Origin of the sequence: Pseudomonas mandelii (assembly GCF_024138395.1) — a bacterium.
Taxonomy (GTDB): Bacteria; Pseudomonadota; Gammaproteobacteria; order Pseudomonadales; family Pseudomonadaceae; genus Aquipseudomonas; species Aquipseudomonas mandelii_E.
Window position 1 is genome coordinate 96,313 of sequence record NZ_JAMYDU010000013.1, and the last position, 17,123, is coordinate 113,435.

A 17,123-nucleotide genomic window follows, 5' to 3' on the forward strand; every position below is an offset into this window, starting at 1 on the left:
CTGCGATCTTTTGCTTTTAGAGGGTGAAATCACCTTCAGCCGCCAACTCGCTCAGCGGACGACGCGGGCTTGGCTCTTCGCGCGCTTGCAGGTACTCGGCCAGCGTCGCCTTGTCACCCAGCTTGCCGATCGCCACCGCCGCGTGCAGTGCATAGCCCTCAGGAATATTCAGCTCTTTGCGAGTCAGTTCCTGATCGAAACCAGCCATGCCGTGGGTGTGCCAGCCGCTGATGCTCGCTTGCAGGGCCAAGTGGCCCCAGGCCGAACCGGTGTCGAAAGTGTGGGATTGCGCCGGTGTTTCTTCGGTGGCGCCAGGTATCGCAAAGGTGGTTTTCGAGATCACGATCACCAGCGCCGAGGCATGCTGCGCCCAGCTGCGGTTGAACTCGTTCAGCAGCCCCAGGTAACGCTCCCAGTTTGGTGTGTCGCGGCGCGCATAGAGAAACCGCCAAGGCTGCGAGTTGTACGCCGATGGCGCCCAGCGCGCGGCTTCGAAGAAGCTCAGCAGGGTCTCTTCGGCAATGGCTTCGCCAGTGAAGGCGCGGGGCGACCAGCGATCGGTGAACTGAGGGTGAATGGCGTAGTCGGCAACGCGTGGGTTAGCACTCATCAAGAGATTCCTTTACGTTTGAAAATGAGGGGCGTCTAAAAAACCGGCGGGCGCAGTTGAGCTGAGCGGAAGGGTTTTCCGAGAGTCTGGGCAGTTCACCTGAATGCAACGCGGTTGAGCGTTAATGGCACTTGGCTAGGGCTTCTTGCGACTGGCAAAGCTACCGGGCGGCGCAAAAACTCACAAGTGCCATGTACCGGCAGTCGCCAATGCTTGGCCCGCCGGTGCCTTGGCACTAGACTGGCGGCCTTTTCACCACCTGATGTTGATGCTTGAGCCATGGCCGCCAAAGTCGAACCGTTCTGGATACGCAAAACCCTCGATCAACTCGATCAAGAGGAATGGGAATCGCTGTGCGATGGCTGTGGCTTGTGCTGCCTGCAAAAGCTCGAGGACGAAGACGACAACTCCGTCTACTACACGCGCATCGCCTGCAAACTGCTGGACCTCAAAACCTGTCAGTGCACCGATTACCCCAATCGTCGCGATTTTGTGCCTGATTGCATTCAGCTCACGCCGGGCAAGGCCGATGAATTCAAGTGGCTGCCGCCGACCTGCGGTTATCGACTGGTGAGCGAAGGCAAGGATTTACCGCTCTGGCATCACTTGGTATGCGGAGATCGCGAGGCGGTGCATCACGAACGTATTTCCCAGTCCGGGCGCATGCTCGCCGAGGGCAGCGTGGCCGAAGACGATTGGGAAGACCATCTGATTTTTCGCGCGGGTTAATTCCGGAAGATCAAAAGATCGCAGCCTTCGGCAGCTCCTACAGGGTGTACGTCATCCCAATGCAGGAGCTGCCGAAGGCTGCGATCTTTTGCTTAAAAGGGTTTAAACCCCAGCCTTCGGCGAGTTCAACGAATCATTCCCCGTCACGGTCGCCGTGCTGGTCGCCGCTTCGGCGTTAGCTTTCATGCGGCTCAGCTCATCCCCGGCGCGCTCGATTCTCGCGCGGGCGTTTGCCATGTCTTGACGGTTCTTTTCCAACAGTCTTTTCGCCGAGCAATGCCCCGTGATTCCCCGGGCCAGAGCCATGCCGCCAATGGCTATCTCAATCAATCCGAATACGCCACCGCGTCGCAGACCTTTGCTTAGCATGACCACGCCACCCGCCAGGGAGCCGGCGCGTTCCCAGCCATGAACGTTCTTTTCGGAAGGGCTCTGGAATGGGGTGGTTTCGATACGTTCTACAGGATTGAACTCGCGCATGATCTGTCTCCAGGCAGGGAAGGATTGCTTCAGCAATAGATAATTAGCTGACTGTCTGGGCGAGCGGCTTGTTCCATCGAATATGCGGCAATTCAGCGGAATTTCGGCCCGGAGCGGGTGTTGTTGCCCTTGGCCATGCGGTCGTACAGCACAACGTTGACGGTGGCCGCCAGATTCATGCAGCCGGTGGTCGGGATGTAGACCACGTCTTCGCACCAGTCGCGGATTTCTTTATCCAGCGAGCCGTCTTCGGGACCGAAGATGTAGAGGGCGCGATCCGGGTGCGTGTATTCCGGCAGCGAGCGGGCGCCGTCGACCAGCTCGACCGCAACCGGCACACAGCCCAGAGGCAGAATTTTTTTCAGGTCGTCGATGCCGATCAGCGGGATGTCGTAGTGGACTTTCTTGGTGTCGGTGACGAAATCGGCGGCGCGTTCATAACGCTTGCCGGTGTAAAACACCGACGCCACGCCATAGCAGCCGGCGGCGCGCATTACCGAACCGACGTTCTCCGGTGATTTGGGGTTATACAAACCAATGCAGCTGTACCGTTTGTCTGCCACGAGCGGGGTGCCTTCGGGGAAAAAACGGCGATTATACGGGGATTGGGGGAGGGTGGTCAGATTGTAGATTGGTGGTGTCAGGGAGATAGCCTTCGCGGGCAAGCCTCGCTCTTACAGGTTCAAGGTCATACACGGTTGTCGCGTAAACCTGTAGGAGCGAGGCTTGCCCGCGAAGAGGCCAGCATGTCCAACGAATATCTTCAGTCTTCTTTCTTCATCAACCCCGCCAACGCCGCAAACGGGTTGTGCGTCGCCTTGGCAATCTTCGGCGTACTCAGCGAACCTTCATCGAAATACTGCTGATCGGTATAGCGCGAGTGTTCGTTGTCATGGCAATACAGGCACAACAGCTCCCAGTTCGAGCCATCCTGCGGGTTGTTGTCGTGGTTGTGGTCGCGGTGGTGCACGGTCAGTTCGCTCAGGCGTTTGCCGGAGAACTCACGGGCGCAGCGGCCGCACACGTGCGGGTACATCTTCAGGGCTTTGTCGCGGTAACCCATTTCCTTATCGCGCTGGTTGTCGGCGAGGATGCGATCCAGCTTCGAGGTATTGGTCGGCGTTGACGAACTCATGGGTTCACCTTTGTAAAAGACTAATGACGGTATGACGTGAGTTTAGCTCAGCCCTTGAGCTTTTCGGCAATCCAGATGGTATGGCGGGTGCCCTTGTTGCCGTGGGCGAAGACTTGCACTTCCTCGGCCTTGAAACCGGCTTTTTTCAGCTTGTCGGAAAACTGCCGGTCGGCGCTGGCCGACCACACCGCCAGCACGCCTTTTGGCCGCAGGGCCTTGGCGCAGGCGCTCAAGCCTCCAGCGGAATAAAGCCAGCTGTTGGCCTTCTGGGTCAGGCCTTCGGGACCATTGTCGACGTCGAGCATGATCGCATCGAAACCTTGCGGTTCGGCTTGCAGCACTTTGGCCACATCTTCCATACGGATCACCGTACGTGGGTCGAGCAGCGGATTGCCGGCTTTCTCGCCCAGCGGCCCGCGGTTCCACTCCACCACGCCGGGGACCAGTTCCGCGACCACCACTTCAGCCGTTTTGCCCAAATGCTTGAGCGCCGAAGCGAGGGTGAAGCCCATGCCCAGGCCACCGATCAACACGCGCGAATTCGGCCGGCCGGCGACCTTGCGGCAGGGGATTTCGGCCAGGGCATCTTCGGAGCCGTGCATGCGGGTGTTCATCAACTGCCCGCCGTCACCGCCCTGAATCTTGATAACGAAGTCCTCGCCGTATTCGAACAGGCACAGGGCACCGCCGTTTTCAGGGATGGGGGTGGTATCGAGCAGAACGAAACGTTTCATGGGGCGCTCTTGAGGAGAAATTGACAGATGGAGGAAGGCAAACACGCGCAGTTGGGAGTAGCCTGCAAAAAGACCACAAGGCCAACGGAGCCATTGATGAAGCGCACCATTCTAACGGCCATTGCCCTGGCCGCGCTCTCGATAACTGCAGTGCAGGCCCAGGAGCTGCAAGCCATCCCCACCAGCCCCGTGCCGACGCCCGGTTCACCCGGCACCGCCACTCCGACGCCGTATCCGCAGATCACCCCGACCAGCGTGCCCAAGGCCGGCTCCGGCAGTGGCGGGCCACCGCTGTTGCCGCCGATCGAAATGCCCAATCCACCCAAGGATCAAACCCTGCCGGGCCTTGAACCGAGCACGACGAAAATCAAAACGCCGGGCGGCTAGACACTAAACCTGCTGCGAGAGCAGTTGCCCGTCGGCCATGCGCAAGCGTTTGGAAAGGGAGACGGCGAGGGCGCGGATGATTTTGGCGGCGATTTTTGGCGCGTCGTTGAGCATCTTTTCCAGCGAGTCCTTGCCCAGGTTGAGCAACTGGCAATTGCTCGCGGCCACGCAACTGGCTGAGCGCCGTTCGCCATCGAGCACGGCCATTTCGCCGAACGCCCGACCGCTGCGCAAGGTGACCATGGTCACCCGTTGCCCGTCGCTGTTGGTCTTCTGCACCGCGACCTGGCCGGTGTGGATGATGCACATGAAACTACCGGCATCGCCCTCATGGAAAATCTCTTCACCTTCGGCAATGGTGCTGATGCTGAAGTAACCCGAAGCCGCGACGAAGTCTGCCGGCAACAGTTGATCGAACAGGCCGCAGTCCATGAGCCAGTCGCGAATTTCGTTGTTCAGTAAGGTCGGTTCTGACATGTCGTCACGGTCTTTTTGTTGTGTCTGTGTCTGTTCCGGCGCCGCGCCCTTGTAGGAGCGAGGCTTGCCCGCGAAGAGGCCGTAACATTCAACATCAATGTTGGCTGTGATAATGCCTTCGCGGGCAAGCCTCGCTCCTACAAGGGATCGTGTCTGGCGTACGGGTGTTAAGACCGGTACGCCGGGCCAAGTTCCTCAGGCGATGCCCAAAACCTTGAAAACAAATGCGTATTCGAGGGCTACGTCACGTAATCCCTGATAACGACCGCTCATCCCGCCATGCCCGGCACCCAGTTCAGTCTTGAGCAGCAGGGGATTGGTGTCGGTTTTGGTCGCGCGCAATTTCGCCACCCACTTGGCCGCTTCCCAGTACTGCACGCGACTGTCGTTGTAGCCGGCGATCACCAGCGTTGCCGGATAGGCTTGTGCGGTGACGTTTTCGTACGGGGCGTAGGCCTTGATCCGATCATAGACGTCCGGCTCTTGCGGGTTGCCCCACTCGTCGTATTCGGTGACGGTCAGCGGTAGTTCCGGGTCGAGCATGGTGTTGAGCACGTCGACGAACGGCACTTCGGCAATCGCCGCAGCGAACAGCTCTGGCCGTTGATTGAGCACCGCGCCGATCAGCAAACCACCGGCGCTGCCACCGCTGATTGCCAGCTGCGATGGGGTGGTGAAGCCCTTGGCGATCAGGTGTTCGGCGCAAGCAATGAAGTCGCTGAAAGTGTTGTGCTTGTGTTCCTGCTTGCCGGCGCGGTACCAGGCTTCGCCCAGCTCACCGCCACCGCGTACATGAGCAATGGCAAACGCCATGCCGCGATCCAGCAGGCTCAGGCGGGCGTGGGAGAACCACGGGTCGAGGCTTTCGCCGTAGGCGCCGTAGCCGTACAGATAAAGCGGCGTCGGCTTGCCGAGAAACTCACGTTTGACCACAAGGCTGATCGGCACTTGTGTGCCGTCCGGTGCCGTCGCCCACAGTCGCTGGCTGACGTACGCATCAGCGTCGAACGGGCCGAGTACCGGAGTTTCCTTGAGGACTTTCTGCTCGCCGCTGCTCAGAATCAGTTGGCGGATCTGTGCCGGACGGTTCAAGGCTTCGTAACGCAGACGGATCCGGTCGCTGACAAACTCCAGGCTGTTCTGCACGTGCAGGCTGTAGGCCGCATCCGGCAATTGCACGCGATAGGGCACCAAGTCCCGTGGACGGACTTCGATGATCGGCAGGCCACCTTCACGCAGGCTCAGGGTCATGGCCTCGGCGTTCAGGCTCATACCTTCGAGCATCACGGTGTCGCTGTGGGGAATCAGGTTCTGCCAGTCGGCTTCGGTCGGCGCAACGCCAGTATCGGCGGCCTGGTACAGCGCGAAGTTGATGCCGTCGCGGTTGGTGCGGATCAGCCACGTCCACTCGCCATCGAGTTTGCCGTGGTCGACATCGTACTCATGATCTTCGACCCGCGGCGCCAGACAGGTAAAGGCCTGATGTGGCAACGAAGCATCGAGCACCCAGACTTCGCTGGTGGTCTTGCTGCCCAGCGACAACAGCAGTTGCCGTTCGGAGCTTGCGCGGTAGCAATGCAGGAAGAATCGGCCGTCCGGCTCATGAAACACTTCTTCGGCCGCGGTGCCATCCAGCCGATAGCGGAACAGTTTGTGCGGGCGATGAGTGTCGTCGAGTTCGCCGAAGAACAGCGTCAGGCTGTCGTTGGCCCAGGTCATGCTGCCGTCGCAGTCCTGGAATTCCAGTTCGCTGACGCGGCCGCTGGATAATTCCTTCACGAACAGCGTGTAAATCTCTTCGCCCGAGGAATCGATGCTGTAGGCCAGGCGCTGGTGGTCCGGGCTGATGCTGAACGCGCCCAGGGAAAAGAAGCCACCCCTGGCCAGCACGTTCGGATCAAGCAGCAGTAGTTCCTGGCTTTCGTCGATCAGCAGGCTGCCATCGGCCGGACGCGGGCAGCGGTAGTGACGGGCGTATTCGTCGCCGGCAGTGGTGCGGGTGTAATACAGGTACGGGCCCCAAGGCGAGGGCAGCGACAGATCGGTTTCCAGAATCCGCGCCTTGATCTCTTCGAACAGGGTTTCGCGCAGGCCGGCCTGATCGGCGGTTTGCGTCTCTTGGTAGCGGTTTTCAGCTTTCAGGTAATCGAGCACCGCGTCGGTGTCGCGCTCCTGCAGCCAGGCATACGGGTCGCGACCGTCGGCCTTGTGGGCAATCGGAGCGCTGGTGACGTTGGCGGATAGGGGCATGAATGGCTCTCGAACAATGTACGGAATAGGGTTTTGCAGGCGACATTCAAATCTTGATGCCTCTGCAGACCTTGTGGGAGCGAGCTTGCTCGCGATGGCGGACTGCCAGACAACATTGATGTTGAATGTACTGACCTCATCGCGAGCGAGCTCGCTCCCACAGGGTCTGTGTCTTGCCCGACTGGTATTGGGACAAGCCTGACGTGCGAAAAGTCGTTACTATAAGCGCCTCTTTGCCTGCCTTGCCATGGACACCATGACCGAGAACGACTATCTGATCGCTTGGGGCCTCTACGCCTTTGCCGCTTTAGGCTGCCTGTTGGTGTGGATGCGCATCACCCGCTGGATGTGGCGTTGGCTGCGTGAGCCGCTGCGGCTGCTGGTGGCGGTGTTGCTGTTCAGCCCGACCATCATCGACCCGGTGAAAGAAAAGGTCGCCCCGTCTATCGCCATTACTGCCCTCGACTTGCTGTTCAAGGTCGGCAACAACGCCTGGCGCGCGGTTTCCGATCTGTTCATGTACGGCATGATTGTCTTCGGCATTTACCTGGTGTTCGTGGCTATCCGCTTTCCCATCGAGCGCGCCTCCAATGCTCGCAAGGAACAGGCAGCTGCCGCCAAGGCAGCGGCGCGGGCCGACGAGCCTGACGACGATCAGCCTTTCGGCGGTGCCGGCGATGATCGTTACGGCCGGCCACCGGTGCCGAGCAATCCGCAGCGTTCGCGGGTCGAACCGCGTCTGTAATCGTGCCCCTGTACTGAATCGAGAGTCCGAGCATGTGTGAGTTATTGGGCATGAGCGCCAATGTCCCGACCGATATCGTGTTCAGCTTCACCGGGCTGATGCAGCGCGGCGGCCGCACCGGGCCACACCGCGACGGTTGGGGCATCGCTTTTTATGAAGGCCGTGGCCTGCGGCTGTTCCAGGACCCGGCGGCAAGCAGCGAGTCGGAAGTGGCGAACCTGGTGCAGCGCTACCCAATCAAAAGCGAAGTGGTGATCGGGCACATCCGCCAGGCCAACGTCGGCAAAGTGTGCCTGTCCAACACCCATCCGTTCGTGCGCGAGTTGTGGGGGCGCAACTGGTGTTTCGCCCACAACGGCCAGTTGGCTGACTTCAAACCGACCGCCAGTTTCTACCGCCCCGTCGGCGATACCGACAGCGAAGCGGCGTTTTGCGATTTGCTCAATCGGGTGCGTGCAGCGTTCCCCGAGCCGGTAGACATTGAAGCGCTGTTGCCAGACCTGGTGGCCGCCTGCGCCGAGTACCGCAGCAAAGGTGTATTCAACTGCCTGCTCAGCGACGGCGACTGGCTGTTCTGCTACTGCTCCAGCAAGCTGGCGCAGATCACCCGCCGTGCACCGTTCGGCCCGGCGCGTTTGAAGGATGTCGATGTGATCGTCGACTTCCAGGCCGAAACCACGCCCAACGATGTGGTCACGGTGATCGCCACCGAACCCTTGACCGAAAATGAAACCTGGACCCGTTACGAACCGGGCCAATGGAGCCTCTGGCGACGCGGTGAATGCGTCAGCCAGGGCAAGACCGAATAAGGATCTCTCCCCCATGTTGCTCAGTTATCTACGGCTGGTGTTGTTCGCGGCGGGCCTGTTGATCGGTGTCCAGGTGCCTGGGTTCATCAGTGATTATGCCAAGCGGGTCGAGGCGCATCTGATCGAAGCGCAGACCGGTTTGAGCGGTTTCCAGGGCACCGCCAATCAGTTTTTCAAGGGTGATATGCAGGCGCTCGTGGCCCATTACCGTGCCAGCGAAGATCCGATCTTTCGCAGCGATGCCGACAGCCTGAGCAGCTTGCTCACCCGTCAACTGGCCCTCGACAAGCAATTCCAGGCCATGCAGGGCCCGTGGTATATCCGCATCCTGCAAGTGGCCCTGGCCGCCGACCCGGATATTCGCAAGGAAACCTGGAACGGCTACAGCTACCAAATCCTGCTGACGCCGGAAGCGATGATCTGGGGCATGAGCGGCGCGTTGCTGCTGTCGTTCGGCATTGAATGCCTGTTCCGACTGATCGACTGGGTGGTGCTGGGCGGCAAGCGTTTGCGCCAGAGCCGGCCGATCGAAGACCGGGATGTGCGGGGGTTGTAGAAACAAAAGATAAGATCAAAAGATCGCAGCCTTCGGCAGCTCCTACGCGCCTGTGGGCGCTGCCGACGGCTGCGATCTTTTGATTTTAGCTAACCGAAGGTTTGCTCAGAACGATGTAATCCTCACCCACCTTGCACGCGTAGCGCTCCACGACCTGCTGACACAACGCAACAATCTCCTCGACCCACTCCACGCCAACCCGCCATGACACCACCACCTGCAAATTCGGCGGTCGTTGATCGATGGCCAGCAACGTCAATTCCCCCCCTGCCAATTCTTCGGCCACCAGTACCGGCGGTAGCGCGCCAATGCCAAAGCCGTCCCTCAGCAATCGGGTAATCGCCGACACAGAATTCACACAGTTCAGCCGTGGCGCCATGACCCCGTTGGCCTGCATCAGGCTCAAGATGTCCTGATGCGGATGGGAATTTTTCGAATAGGTGATGATCCGCTCCCGCGCCAGATCGGCGATACCTGAATACTCGCGGTTGTAGATGGAATGGCTGGCCACGATCCAGCCCATCGGATGACTGGCCAACTCCAGGCTGCGCACGCTTTCCTGGCGCAACAGGTCGGTTTGCAGAATCAGATCGAGAAAGCCTTTTTGCAGCTGATCGCAGAGGTTGAGCGCGGTATCGGCCACCAGCTCGATTTCCACCAGCGGGTAGTGATCCATCATTTGCGCTACCAATGGGCTGAGCCAGGTGTGGATCACGGTGTCCATGACGCCAATCCGGACCCGCCCGCCCTTGCTCGAACGGGTCTCGATCGACTGCTTGAGCGCCTGCATCGTGTCCATCATCTGCTCGGCATATTCGAGCACTTTCAAGCCTTCGGGCGTCAGGCTCACGCCGCGAGAATCGCGCAGGAACAGCTTTACCCCGAGCTCGCCTTCAAGCACCGCGATACGGCTGGAAATCGACGCCTGGGTGGTGAAGAGTTTGTCTGCCGTCAGGCGGAAACTCTTGAGTCGGGCGACCCAGACAAAGGTTTCGAGAAACTTCAGGTTCATGGGATCAACTTTTTCTTATGCCTTGGCCGGGTTTTTATTAGTTGGACGCAGCAGGGCCAAGCGTCCAAAAATCGGCGCATCCGGTTCCCACGATAGGCGTCGTCGGGGTTCAGAACAATCCCTGTGGGGCATATGTCCCACAGTTAAAAAGACAAAAGCCTTACAGGAGTGTTCACTGTGAACCACCTGCTATTGAACTGCGACATTGGCGAGAGCTTCGGCAGTTGGACCATGGGTCTGGATGCCGAGGTCATGCCCTTCATCGATTGCGCCAACGTGGCCTGCGGCTTTCATGCTGGCGACCCGAGTATCATGCGCAAGACCGTCAGCCTGGCCCTGAACCACGGCGTGCAGATTGGTGCCCATCCGGCCTATCAGGATCTGGTGGGGTTCGGTCGCCGATCCATGGCTTACACCGCGCAAGAGCTGCAAGACATCCTGCATTACCAGATCGGCGCCCTCGACGGCATCTGCAGAGTGCAGGGCGGGCGGGTCAGTTACGTCAAACCCCACGGCGCGATGTACAACGACATGATGGCCAATCCGGCGCAATTGCGTGCAGTGGTTCAGGCGGTGGCGGCGTATGACCGCAGCTTGCCGTTGATGTTGATGGCCACTCGCGACAACTCGGCGGCGCAGCAAACAGGCGATGAATACGGCGTGACCCTATGGTTCGAAGCCTTTGCCGACCGTGCCTACGACAGTGCCGGTCGACTGGTCTCGCGGCAACTTGCGGGCGCGGTGCATCACGATCCCGAGAAAATCATCGAGCAAGCCCTGACCATCGCCCGTGGCGGCCGCCTCACTGCCAGCGACGGCAGCGCCTTGCACCTGCAAGCCAATACCCTCTGCGTGCACGGTGACAACGCCAGTTCGGTAGCCGCCGTGCAGCGCATTCGCGAGGCCTTGAATCAGCCGAGTGCATCATGAGTCCAAGGATTGAAGTGGCGGCACTGGATTGCCTGATGCTGCGTTTGTTCGATGAAATTGCCGAAGCCAACATGCCGTGGATGCTCGCCGCCAACGAGCGATTGCGCGCGGTGTTTGGCGAGCAACTGATCGATCTGGTGCCGTCCTATACGACGTTGATGGTGCATTACGATCTGGCTTCATTGAGCCCGACTCAGGCGCGGGAATTGATCGCGGAATCGTTGATCGACCTGTCGCCCAATGCGCGAACCCGTGGTCAGTGTCATGTCTTGCCAGTCTGGTACGACCTGAGCGTCGGCCCTGAGTTGGGCTTGCTCGCCGAGCGTAGCGGTCTGGCGGTGGAGGAGGTGATCCGTCGCCACAGCGCTCGGGAATATCAGGTGTTCGCTCTCGGCTTTGCACCTGGGTTTGCCTTTATGGGACTGGTCGAAGAAGTGCTCGCAGCCCCTCGATTGAACACCCCCCGCAAGAAAGTCGCTGCTGGCAGCGTCGGTATCGCCGAACGCCAGACCGCCGTCTATCCCGCGGTATCTCCCGGTGGCTGGAACCTGATCGGTCGCACCCCGACGAAACTGTTCGATCGCAATCGTGATGGCTACAGCCTGATGCAGCCCGGCGACACGGTGCGTTTCGAAGCGGTCAGTCACTCCGAGTTCATCGACCTGGGTGGCGACGACACTCCCTTGGAGACGCTGGCATGAGCCGATTGACGATTACGGCGAGCACACCGCTGTGTCTGCTGCAGGACGGGGGACGGTTTGGCGTGCGGCATTTGGGCGTGACTCAGGGCGGCGCGGCGGACTGGTGTTCGATGAGCTGGGCCAATTGGTTGCTGGGCAATGGGCTGGATGTGCCGGTGGTCGAAATCACCCTTGGCGGGTTTGCCGTGGTGGCTGAAGAGGATTGTTTGCTGGCGTTGGCCGGCGCAGATCTTGGTGCACAAATTGACGGTGAGGCTTTGGCACCTTGGCGCAGTTTCAAACTGAGCAAAGGGCAGACGTTGCAACTCACCCAGCCGTTGCACGGTGCCCGGGCTTATCTGGCCGCTCCCGGTGGTTTTGCCGCGCCGAAGGTGTTGGGCAGTAGCGCTACGGTGGTGCGTGAAGAACTCGGCGGACTTGATGGCCTGGGTTTGCCGTTGGCGCGGGGGGCGACGCTGAGCTATGAAGGGCAATCGCTGGGGGGGCGCGAAATGCCGTTGGAGCTTCGACCGGATTTGCAATCGGACACGCCTCTGGATCTGGTGCTCGGCGCGCAGATTGGTCAGTTCAGCGGGCAGAGCCTGTTTGATGTGTTCAACAGTGCCTGGACAGTGGACAGTCGCGCCGACCGTATGGGCATTCGCTTGCTGGGCAAGACGCTGCAGTACCAGGGGCAGCCAATGATTTCTGAGGGCATTCCATTAGGCGCGGTGCAAGTGCCACCGGATGGGCAGCCGATCATATTGCTCAATGATCGGCAGACGATCGGTGGTTACCCCCGATTGGGCGCGTTGACGCCGTTGGCGCTGGCCAGGTTGGCGCAGTGTCTGCCAGGGAAAAAGGTGCGATTCACTCCAGTGATGCAGGAGGAAGGCTGGAGAAAACATAAAAACTATCTGAAATCTTACTTGTAACGCCCGTTGTTTCGTACTCAAGGCCGAGACGCTTCCTTGCTTTTAAGTACATTCGCCTACATTGATTTTTGAGGATATGTGGAACTATTGATCTTCATCTCTCACAAGGAAGTTACAGATGCGTTATATGAAAGTCATTGCTCAGGTAGACGTTGAAGGCGAAGCCAGTGTCGAAAGCCGTATCGTCGAGTTCTACGACTCCCCCGAAAAGGACGTTGTTTATAAAGCCAAAATAGATCGTTTTGGTAATCTGCAGAGGCTGAATGCCGACAAGATCAATTGCGAAGGACTCGCTACTCTGATCGAACAATTCATCTCCAAAGCAAGTCGCGATATGCAACGCATGTTTGACTGGAGCCATCGCGGAAACCAGAACGGCAAAAGCATGGAGCTGATTGCCGAGGGGCACACTGCAGAAGGTACCGCTACAAGTGTCAGGTTTCGCTTTTTTGCAGAAGACGACCAGATGAAACACGAACTGCTGCTTAGCCCAGAAATAAAAAAAGAAAAGACAAAGCGGCTAGCGGCAGAAACTCAGCGAAGAAAAGAAATCGCTCAGGAGGCGAAAAGGCCAGGCGTGCAACCGCCGGTCACACAAGACACGAGTTTTATGAACAGGCTTTGCAAGTCCTATATCGAATTGGGTTGGTAAAATAGTTTCCTGCGCCATGTGCAATTTGAAAGGCGACAGCGATTTAGCTGTTCGCCTTTGATCGTTTCCCACGCTCTGCGTGGGAATGATCAGCGCTCTATTTGGAAAGAAACCGCATCCCTTCCTCCAACCCCCGCAACGTCAGCGGATACATCTGGTCATCAATCAAATCCCGCACGATGTTAGTCGACGAGGTATAGCCCCAGGTGTCTTTCGGATACGGGTTGATCCAGATGAGCTTCTTGTACTTTTCCTTGAAACGCTGCATCCACACGTAACCGGCTTCTTCGTTCCAGTGCTCGACGCTGCCACCGGCCTGGGTGATCTCATAGGGCGCCATGGCGGCGTCGCCGATGAAGATCACTTTGTAGTCGGCGCCGTACTTGTGCAACAGATCCTGGGTGGCGGTGCGCTCAGAGGTGCGGCGCATGTTGTTCTTCCACACTGATTCATAAATGAAGTTGTGGAAGTAGAAGTACTCCAGATGCTTGAACTCGGTCTTGCAGGCCGAGAACAGCTCTTCGCAGATCTTCACGTGGGCATCCATCGAGCCGCCGATGTCGAACAGCAGCAACAATTTGACGGTATTGCGGCGCTCCGGACGCATCTGGATATTCAGCAACCCTGCATCGCGGGCGGTGTGGTCGATGGTGCCGTCGATGTCCAGTTCTTCCGCCGCGCCTTGACGAGCGAATTTACGCAGGCGCCGCAGGGCGACCTTGATGTTGCGCGTGCCCAGTTCGACCGAATCGTCGAGGTTCTTGTACTCGCGCTGATCCCAGACTTTGACCGCTTTGCCTTGACGCTTGCCGGCATCGCCGACCCGAATGCCTTCCGGGTTGAAGCCACCGGAGCCGAATGGACTGGTGCCGCCGGTGCCGATCCACTTGTTGCCGCCGGCATGGCGTTCCTTCTGTTCTTCCAGGCGCTTCTTGAACTCTTCGATCAGCTTGTCCAGGCCACCGAGGGACTGGATCGCGGCCCGCTCTTCATCGGTCAGCGAGCGTTCGAACTCCTTGCGCAGCCAGTCTTCCGGAATCAGCGCCTGGAGATGATCGTCGAGCTTTTCCAGGCCGTTGAAGTAGGCCCCGAATGCCCGGTCGAACTTGTCGAAATGCTTTTCATCCTTCACCAGAATCGCCCGCGACAAGTAATAGAACTCGTCCATGTCGGCAAAGGTCACGCGCTGTTTCAGCGCGTTGATCAGGTCCAGCAGCTCACGCACCGAGACCGGTACCTTGGCTGCACGCATTTCATTGAACAGGTTGAGCAGCATGGCGATCGCCTCTCTCTATCGGGGCTTAGCGAGAGCCGCGACGGCTCATGAACGCCAGGCGCTCAAGCAATTGCACGTCTTGTTCGTTCTTCACCAGGGCGCCGGCCAGTGGCGGAATGGCCTTGGTCGGATCGCGCTCGCGCAGCACCGCTTCGCCGATGTTGTCGGCCATCAGCAGCTTAAGCCAGTCCACCAGTTCGGAGGTCGATGGCTTCTTCTTCAGGCCAGGCACCTTGCGCACGTCGAAGAACACATCCAGCGCTTCACTGACCAGCTCTTTCTTGATGTTCGGGTAATGCACGTCGACGATCCGTTGCATCGTGACCCGATCCGGGAAGGCGATGTAGTGGAAGAAGCAACGGCGCAGGAAGGCGTCCGGCAGCTCTTTTTCGTTGTTTGAGGTAATGATGATGATCGGGCGCTTCTTGGCCTTGATGGTCTCGTCGATCTCGTAAACGTAGAACTCCATCTTGTCGAGTTCTTGCAGCAGGTCGTTAGGGAACTCGATGTCGGCCTTATCGATTTCGTCGATCAGCAGGATCACCCGCTCTTCGGATTCGAAGGCTTCCCAGAGCTTGCCCTTTTTCAGGTAATTGCGAACGTCGTGGACCTTTTCAGTGCCCAGCTGCGAGTCCCGCAGGCGGCTGACCGCGTCGTACTCGTACAGGCCTTGATGCGCCTTGGTGGTGGACTTGATGTGCCAGGTAATCAACTTGGCGCCGAAGGATTCGGCCAGTTGCTCGGCGAGCATGGTCTTGCCGGTGCCCGGTTCGCCCTTGACCAACAGCGGCCGCTCCAGGGTGATGGCGGCGTTGACCGCCAGCTTCAGGTCATCGGTGGCGACGTAGGCCTGGGTGCCTTCGAACTTCATCTGCTAATCCTCGAACGGTAACGCCGACCTGAACGAGGCAGGGCGGGGCGCAATAATTGTAGTACCCCGACTATAACGCGCTGCCCGGTCGACTGTGAACGCAGACGGCTTATTCAGTCTCTGAATGGGGCGTCACATCTTGACTCGGTCTCGGCTGTTGGCCAGTATTGAGCTATCGCCATTTTGGCGATAGCTTGCCGGGCATGTTTCGCGATACGCAGGAAGACAGGAAACGATGTTACCCATGAAACGACCACGGCTGTCGGCTGTGCAGGTACTGCCGGATTACCGCTTGGCGCTGACCTTTATCGATGGTCAGCAACTGAGCCTCGATTTAAGTCGCGACCTGCGTTCATACCCGGGGCTGCAACCATTGCTGGAGGCCAGCGCTTTTGAGGGCGCAGCCTTGGGTGACGATGGCTGGAGCGTGGAGTGGTCCGAGCTGGATATCCAGATTGGCGCAGACACGCTGTATCTGGATGCCCTTGCGCAAAATGCGGCCGATGAAAACACCCGTATTTTCATCGATTGGCGGGCTCGCACCGGGTTACCGTTGAACCAGGCGGCCGAGGCGTTGGGTGTCAGTGCCCGCAGTATCAGTCGCTACAGCAGTGGCCGTGAAGCGGTGCCGCGGTCGTTGGCCCTGGCTTGCCTGGGCTGGGATTTTTTGCAACAGCAATCAAACCCGGCACGAGCAGCAGAAGAAACGGGTCGTTACACCGTCACGCGCAAATCTTAGTCCGTATCCGGCTTGGGCCGTTCGTACTGGGCATTGAACGCCTGGATGAAACCATTACGTAAGATCTGCAAAAAAGCCTCGAATGCGCTGATATCTTTCTGATGCACGCTGCCTCTGAGCTGAACGCGCGTCGCGAACTGGTTTTTTGGCTGATTCTTCAACACATTCTCGGTGCCACCGACGAGTGCTTCCCAGATGGAACGAAAAATCCCTTTGTCTTTGTCCTCCACGTCCTGTTGCCAATTGAACACATCGACATCGCGCAATAGCGGCTTGATGTAGCCAGTGAGTTGGCCCTTGTTGGCTTCGGCTTCGATGACCAGGTCTCCATGGCCGGAATTGAAGTCGAACTTGCCGTAAGCCGAGGCGAAGTCGTTCATGCGTTTGAGTTGAAGGTTCTTGGCGCGCAGGCGGAATTCGAAGTTTTCGAAATTGCTGAATGGATCAAAGGTCGCCACGGTTTCCAGCGGTGCATGCCCCAGCAACAGCGCCTTGCCATCGAACCGGGCGTCGCGTTTGCCTTCGGTGTCGACCACGTTGGTCAGGTTGTAGATGCTGGCATTGACCTGAGTGGCATTCATGTTCACGGGCGGTTTTGAATGGAAGTTACGAAAGGTGATCCGCCCGTCATTGATCCGTACCTCGTTCAAGGTGATCGGCAGCAACTTTTCCAGTTGTGCCCGCCAGTCGGTGCCCTGACCGGTCTGGGAGTTTTTCTTGTTACCACCATCGACGAAGTTCACCTCGGGTTTGTCGAACTGCGCCTCGGCCACCACGGCATGGTCGTACCAGAGCGAGTGCCAGCTGACGGACAGGTCAATCAATGGGGCGTTGACGAAAGGCACCGGGACCTTACCGTCGACCTTGACGATTTTCAGTCCGTTGATTTTGTAGGCACCGCGCCACAAGGCCAGGTCCACGTCGGTAATCTGGCCGCGGTAGTCACCCATGTCCGCGAGTTTCTCGTTGAGGTAATCGCGCACCATGTAGGGAAGTGCGATGTGCAGGGCAACCAGTAGCACAACAAGGCCGGCGAGGATCCACAGGGACCAACTGTATCGACGCTTCATGGCGGCAAATCTCTGGCGGTATAAAGCGATTGACTGCGGGGGTAAG

Annotated in this window: 21 protein-coding genes; 10 read left to right on the forward strand and 11 right to left on the reverse strand. The window is 58.7% G+C overall.

The features are described 5' to 3' along the window. Positions 1–16 precede the first annotated feature (16 nt). Positions 17–610: a nitroreductase family protein gene (locus NHU87_RS19065; RefSeq protein ID WP_253551565.1), complete on the reverse strand. Its 594-nt coding sequence runs from the start codon at positions 608–610 to the stop codon at positions 17–19. A 279-nt stretch (positions 611–889) separates the two neighbouring features. On the opposite strand from NHU87_RS19065, the gene NHU87_RS19070 reads away from it, so the two are divergent. Then, positions 890–1,339 (forward strand): YcgN family cysteine cluster protein, encoded by a 450-nt coding sequence (locus tag NHU87_RS19070; RefSeq protein WP_038979355.1) that lies wholly within the window; start codon positions 890–892, stop codon positions 1,337–1,339. A gap of 102 nt (positions 1,340–1,441) precedes the next feature. On the opposite strand, the gene NHU87_RS19075 is transcribed toward NHU87_RS19070, so the two are convergent. The 4 genes from NHU87_RS19075 to NHU87_RS19090 all read right to left on the reverse strand — a co-directional run bounded on the left by NHU87_RS19075 (position 1,442) and on the right by NHU87_RS19090 (position 3,688). Beyond that, on the reverse strand, positions 1,442–1,819 hold the full coding sequence (locus NHU87_RS19075; protein ID WP_253551567.1) for a YgaP family membrane protein: 378 nt from the start codon (positions 1,817–1,819) through the stop codon (positions 1,442–1,444). A gap of 92 nt (positions 1,820–1,911) precedes the next feature. After that, entirely contained in the window at positions 1,912–2,382 is a 471-nt protein-coding gene (locus NHU87_RS19080; protein WP_007942196.1) for an RNA methyltransferase, read from the reverse strand. A gap of 200 nt (positions 2,383–2,582) precedes the next feature. Further along, on the reverse strand, positions 2,583–2,954 hold the full coding sequence (locus tag NHU87_RS19085; RefSeq protein WP_007898702.1) for a YajD family HNH nuclease: 372 nt from the start codon (positions 2,952–2,954) through the stop codon (positions 2,583–2,585). A gap of 47 nt (positions 2,955–3,001) precedes the next feature. Continuing rightward, positions 3,002–3,688 (reverse strand): spermidine synthase, encoded by a 687-nt coding sequence (locus tag NHU87_RS19090; RefSeq protein WP_007898703.1) that lies wholly within the window; start codon positions 3,686–3,688, stop codon positions 3,002–3,004. A 96-nt stretch (positions 3,689–3,784) separates the two neighbouring features. On the opposite strand from NHU87_RS19090, the gene NHU87_RS19095 reads away from it, so the two are divergent. Continuing rightward, a complete protein-coding gene (locus NHU87_RS19095) occupies positions 3,785–4,075 on the forward strand; it encodes a hypothetical protein (protein WP_253551569.1) in 291 nt (96 codons plus the stop codon). Between the two features lie 3 nt (positions 4,076–4,078). Here the strand turns inward: NHU87_RS19095 and NHU87_RS19100 are convergent, their stop codons facing one another. Together NHU87_RS19100 and NHU87_RS19105 are read right to left on the reverse strand one after the other, a co-directional pair. Further along, on the reverse strand, positions 4,079–4,552 hold the full coding sequence (locus NHU87_RS19100; RefSeq protein WP_253551571.1) for a cyclic nucleotide-binding domain-containing protein: 474 nt from the start codon (positions 4,550–4,552) through the stop codon (positions 4,079–4,081). A 195-nt stretch (positions 4,553–4,747) separates the two neighbouring features. After that, positions 4,748–6,802, reverse strand: coding sequence for a S9 family peptidase (locus NHU87_RS19105; RefSeq protein WP_253551573.1), 2,055 nt, complete (start codon positions 6,800–6,802; stop codon positions 4,748–4,750). 247 nt (positions 6,803–7,049) lie between these two features. On the opposite strand from NHU87_RS19105, the gene NHU87_RS19110 reads away from it, so the two are divergent. Genes NHU87_RS19110 through NHU87_RS19120 form a run of 3 tightly spaced genes read left to right on the forward strand, consistent with a single transcriptional unit; the run spans position 7,050 to position 8,912 of the window. Beyond that, positions 7,050–7,547 (forward strand): MFS transporter, encoded by a 498-nt coding sequence (locus NHU87_RS19110; RefSeq protein WP_253551575.1) that lies wholly within the window; start codon positions 7,050–7,052, stop codon positions 7,545–7,547. 32 nt (positions 7,548–7,579) lie between these two features. Beyond that, complete coding sequence (locus NHU87_RS19115) at positions 7,580–8,356, forward strand: class II glutamine amidotransferase (protein ID WP_253551577.1); 777 nt, start codon at positions 7,580–7,582, stop codon at positions 8,354–8,356. A 13-nt stretch (positions 8,357–8,369) separates the two neighbouring features. Continuing rightward, positions 8,370–8,912 (forward strand): DUF2937 family protein, encoded by a 543-nt coding sequence (locus NHU87_RS19120; RefSeq protein WP_253551580.1) that lies wholly within the window; start codon positions 8,370–8,372, stop codon positions 8,910–8,912. Positions 8,913–8,997: 85 nt separating this feature from the next. Here NHU87_RS19120 and NHU87_RS19125 read toward each other — a convergent pair whose 3' ends face one another. Next, positions 8,998–9,924, reverse strand: coding sequence for a LysR family transcriptional regulator (locus NHU87_RS19125; protein WP_253551582.1), 927 nt, complete (start codon positions 9,922–9,924; stop codon positions 8,998–9,000). A gap of 177 nt (positions 9,925–10,101) precedes the next feature. Between NHU87_RS19125 and NHU87_RS19130 the strand changes: the two genes are divergently transcribed. From NHU87_RS19130 to NHU87_RS19145, 4 genes are all read left to right on the forward strand, one after another. Further along, positions 10,102–10,854 carry a 5-oxoprolinase subunit PxpA gene (locus tag NHU87_RS19130; protein WP_253551585.1) on the forward strand — a complete coding sequence of 251 codons (753 nt, stop codon included), beginning with the start codon at positions 10,102–10,104 and terminating at the stop codon, positions 10,852–10,854. After that, positions 10,851–11,555, forward strand: a complete 705-nt coding sequence (pxpB, locus tag NHU87_RS19135) for a 5-oxoprolinase subunit PxpB (protein WP_253551587.1) — start codon at positions 10,851–10,853, stop codon at positions 11,553–11,555. Before NHU87_RS19130 ends, pxpB begins: the two co-directional genes overlap by 4 nt. Next, the gene (locus NHU87_RS19140) at positions 11,552–12,469 is read left to right on the forward strand and encodes a biotin-dependent carboxyltransferase family protein (protein ID WP_253551589.1); all 918 of its coding nucleotides are present in this window, start codon (positions 11,552–11,554) and stop codon (positions 12,467–12,469) included. Before pxpB ends, NHU87_RS19140 begins: the two co-directional genes overlap by 4 nt. 118 nt (positions 12,470–12,587) lie before the next feature. Beyond that, positions 12,588–13,121 (forward strand): hypothetical protein, encoded by a 534-nt coding sequence (locus NHU87_RS19145; RefSeq protein ID WP_253551591.1) that lies wholly within the window; start codon positions 12,588–12,590, stop codon positions 13,119–13,121. Positions 13,122–13,218: 97 nt separating this feature from the next. On the opposite strand, the gene NHU87_RS19150 is transcribed toward NHU87_RS19145, so the two are convergent. Both NHU87_RS19150 and NHU87_RS19155 read right to left on the reverse strand, forming a co-directional pair. After that, positions 13,219–14,397, reverse strand: coding sequence for a vWA domain-containing protein (locus NHU87_RS19150; RefSeq protein ID WP_030132618.1), 1,179 nt, complete (start codon positions 14,395–14,397; stop codon positions 13,219–13,221). 25 nt (positions 14,398–14,422) lie between these two features. After that, the gene (locus NHU87_RS19155) at positions 14,423–15,268 is read right to left on the reverse strand and encodes an AAA family ATPase (protein ID WP_253551593.1); all 846 of its coding nucleotides are present in this window, start codon (positions 15,266–15,268) and stop codon (positions 14,423–14,425) included. Positions 15,269–15,503: 235 nt separating this feature from the next. On the opposite strand from NHU87_RS19155, the gene NHU87_RS19160 reads away from it, so the two are divergent. Then, positions 15,504–16,007, forward strand: a complete 504-nt coding sequence (locus NHU87_RS19160) for a DUF2442 domain-containing protein (RefSeq protein ID WP_253551595.1) — start codon at positions 15,504–15,506, stop codon at positions 16,005–16,007. Here NHU87_RS19160 and NHU87_RS19165 read toward each other — a convergent pair. Then, positions 16,004–17,077, reverse strand: a complete 1,074-nt coding sequence (locus NHU87_RS19165) for a DUF748 domain-containing protein (RefSeq protein WP_253551597.1) — start codon at positions 17,075–17,077, stop codon at positions 16,004–16,006. The two genes, NHU87_RS19160 and NHU87_RS19165, sit on opposite strands and share 4 nt — an antisense overlap. Positions 17,078–17,123 lie beyond the last annotated feature (46 nt).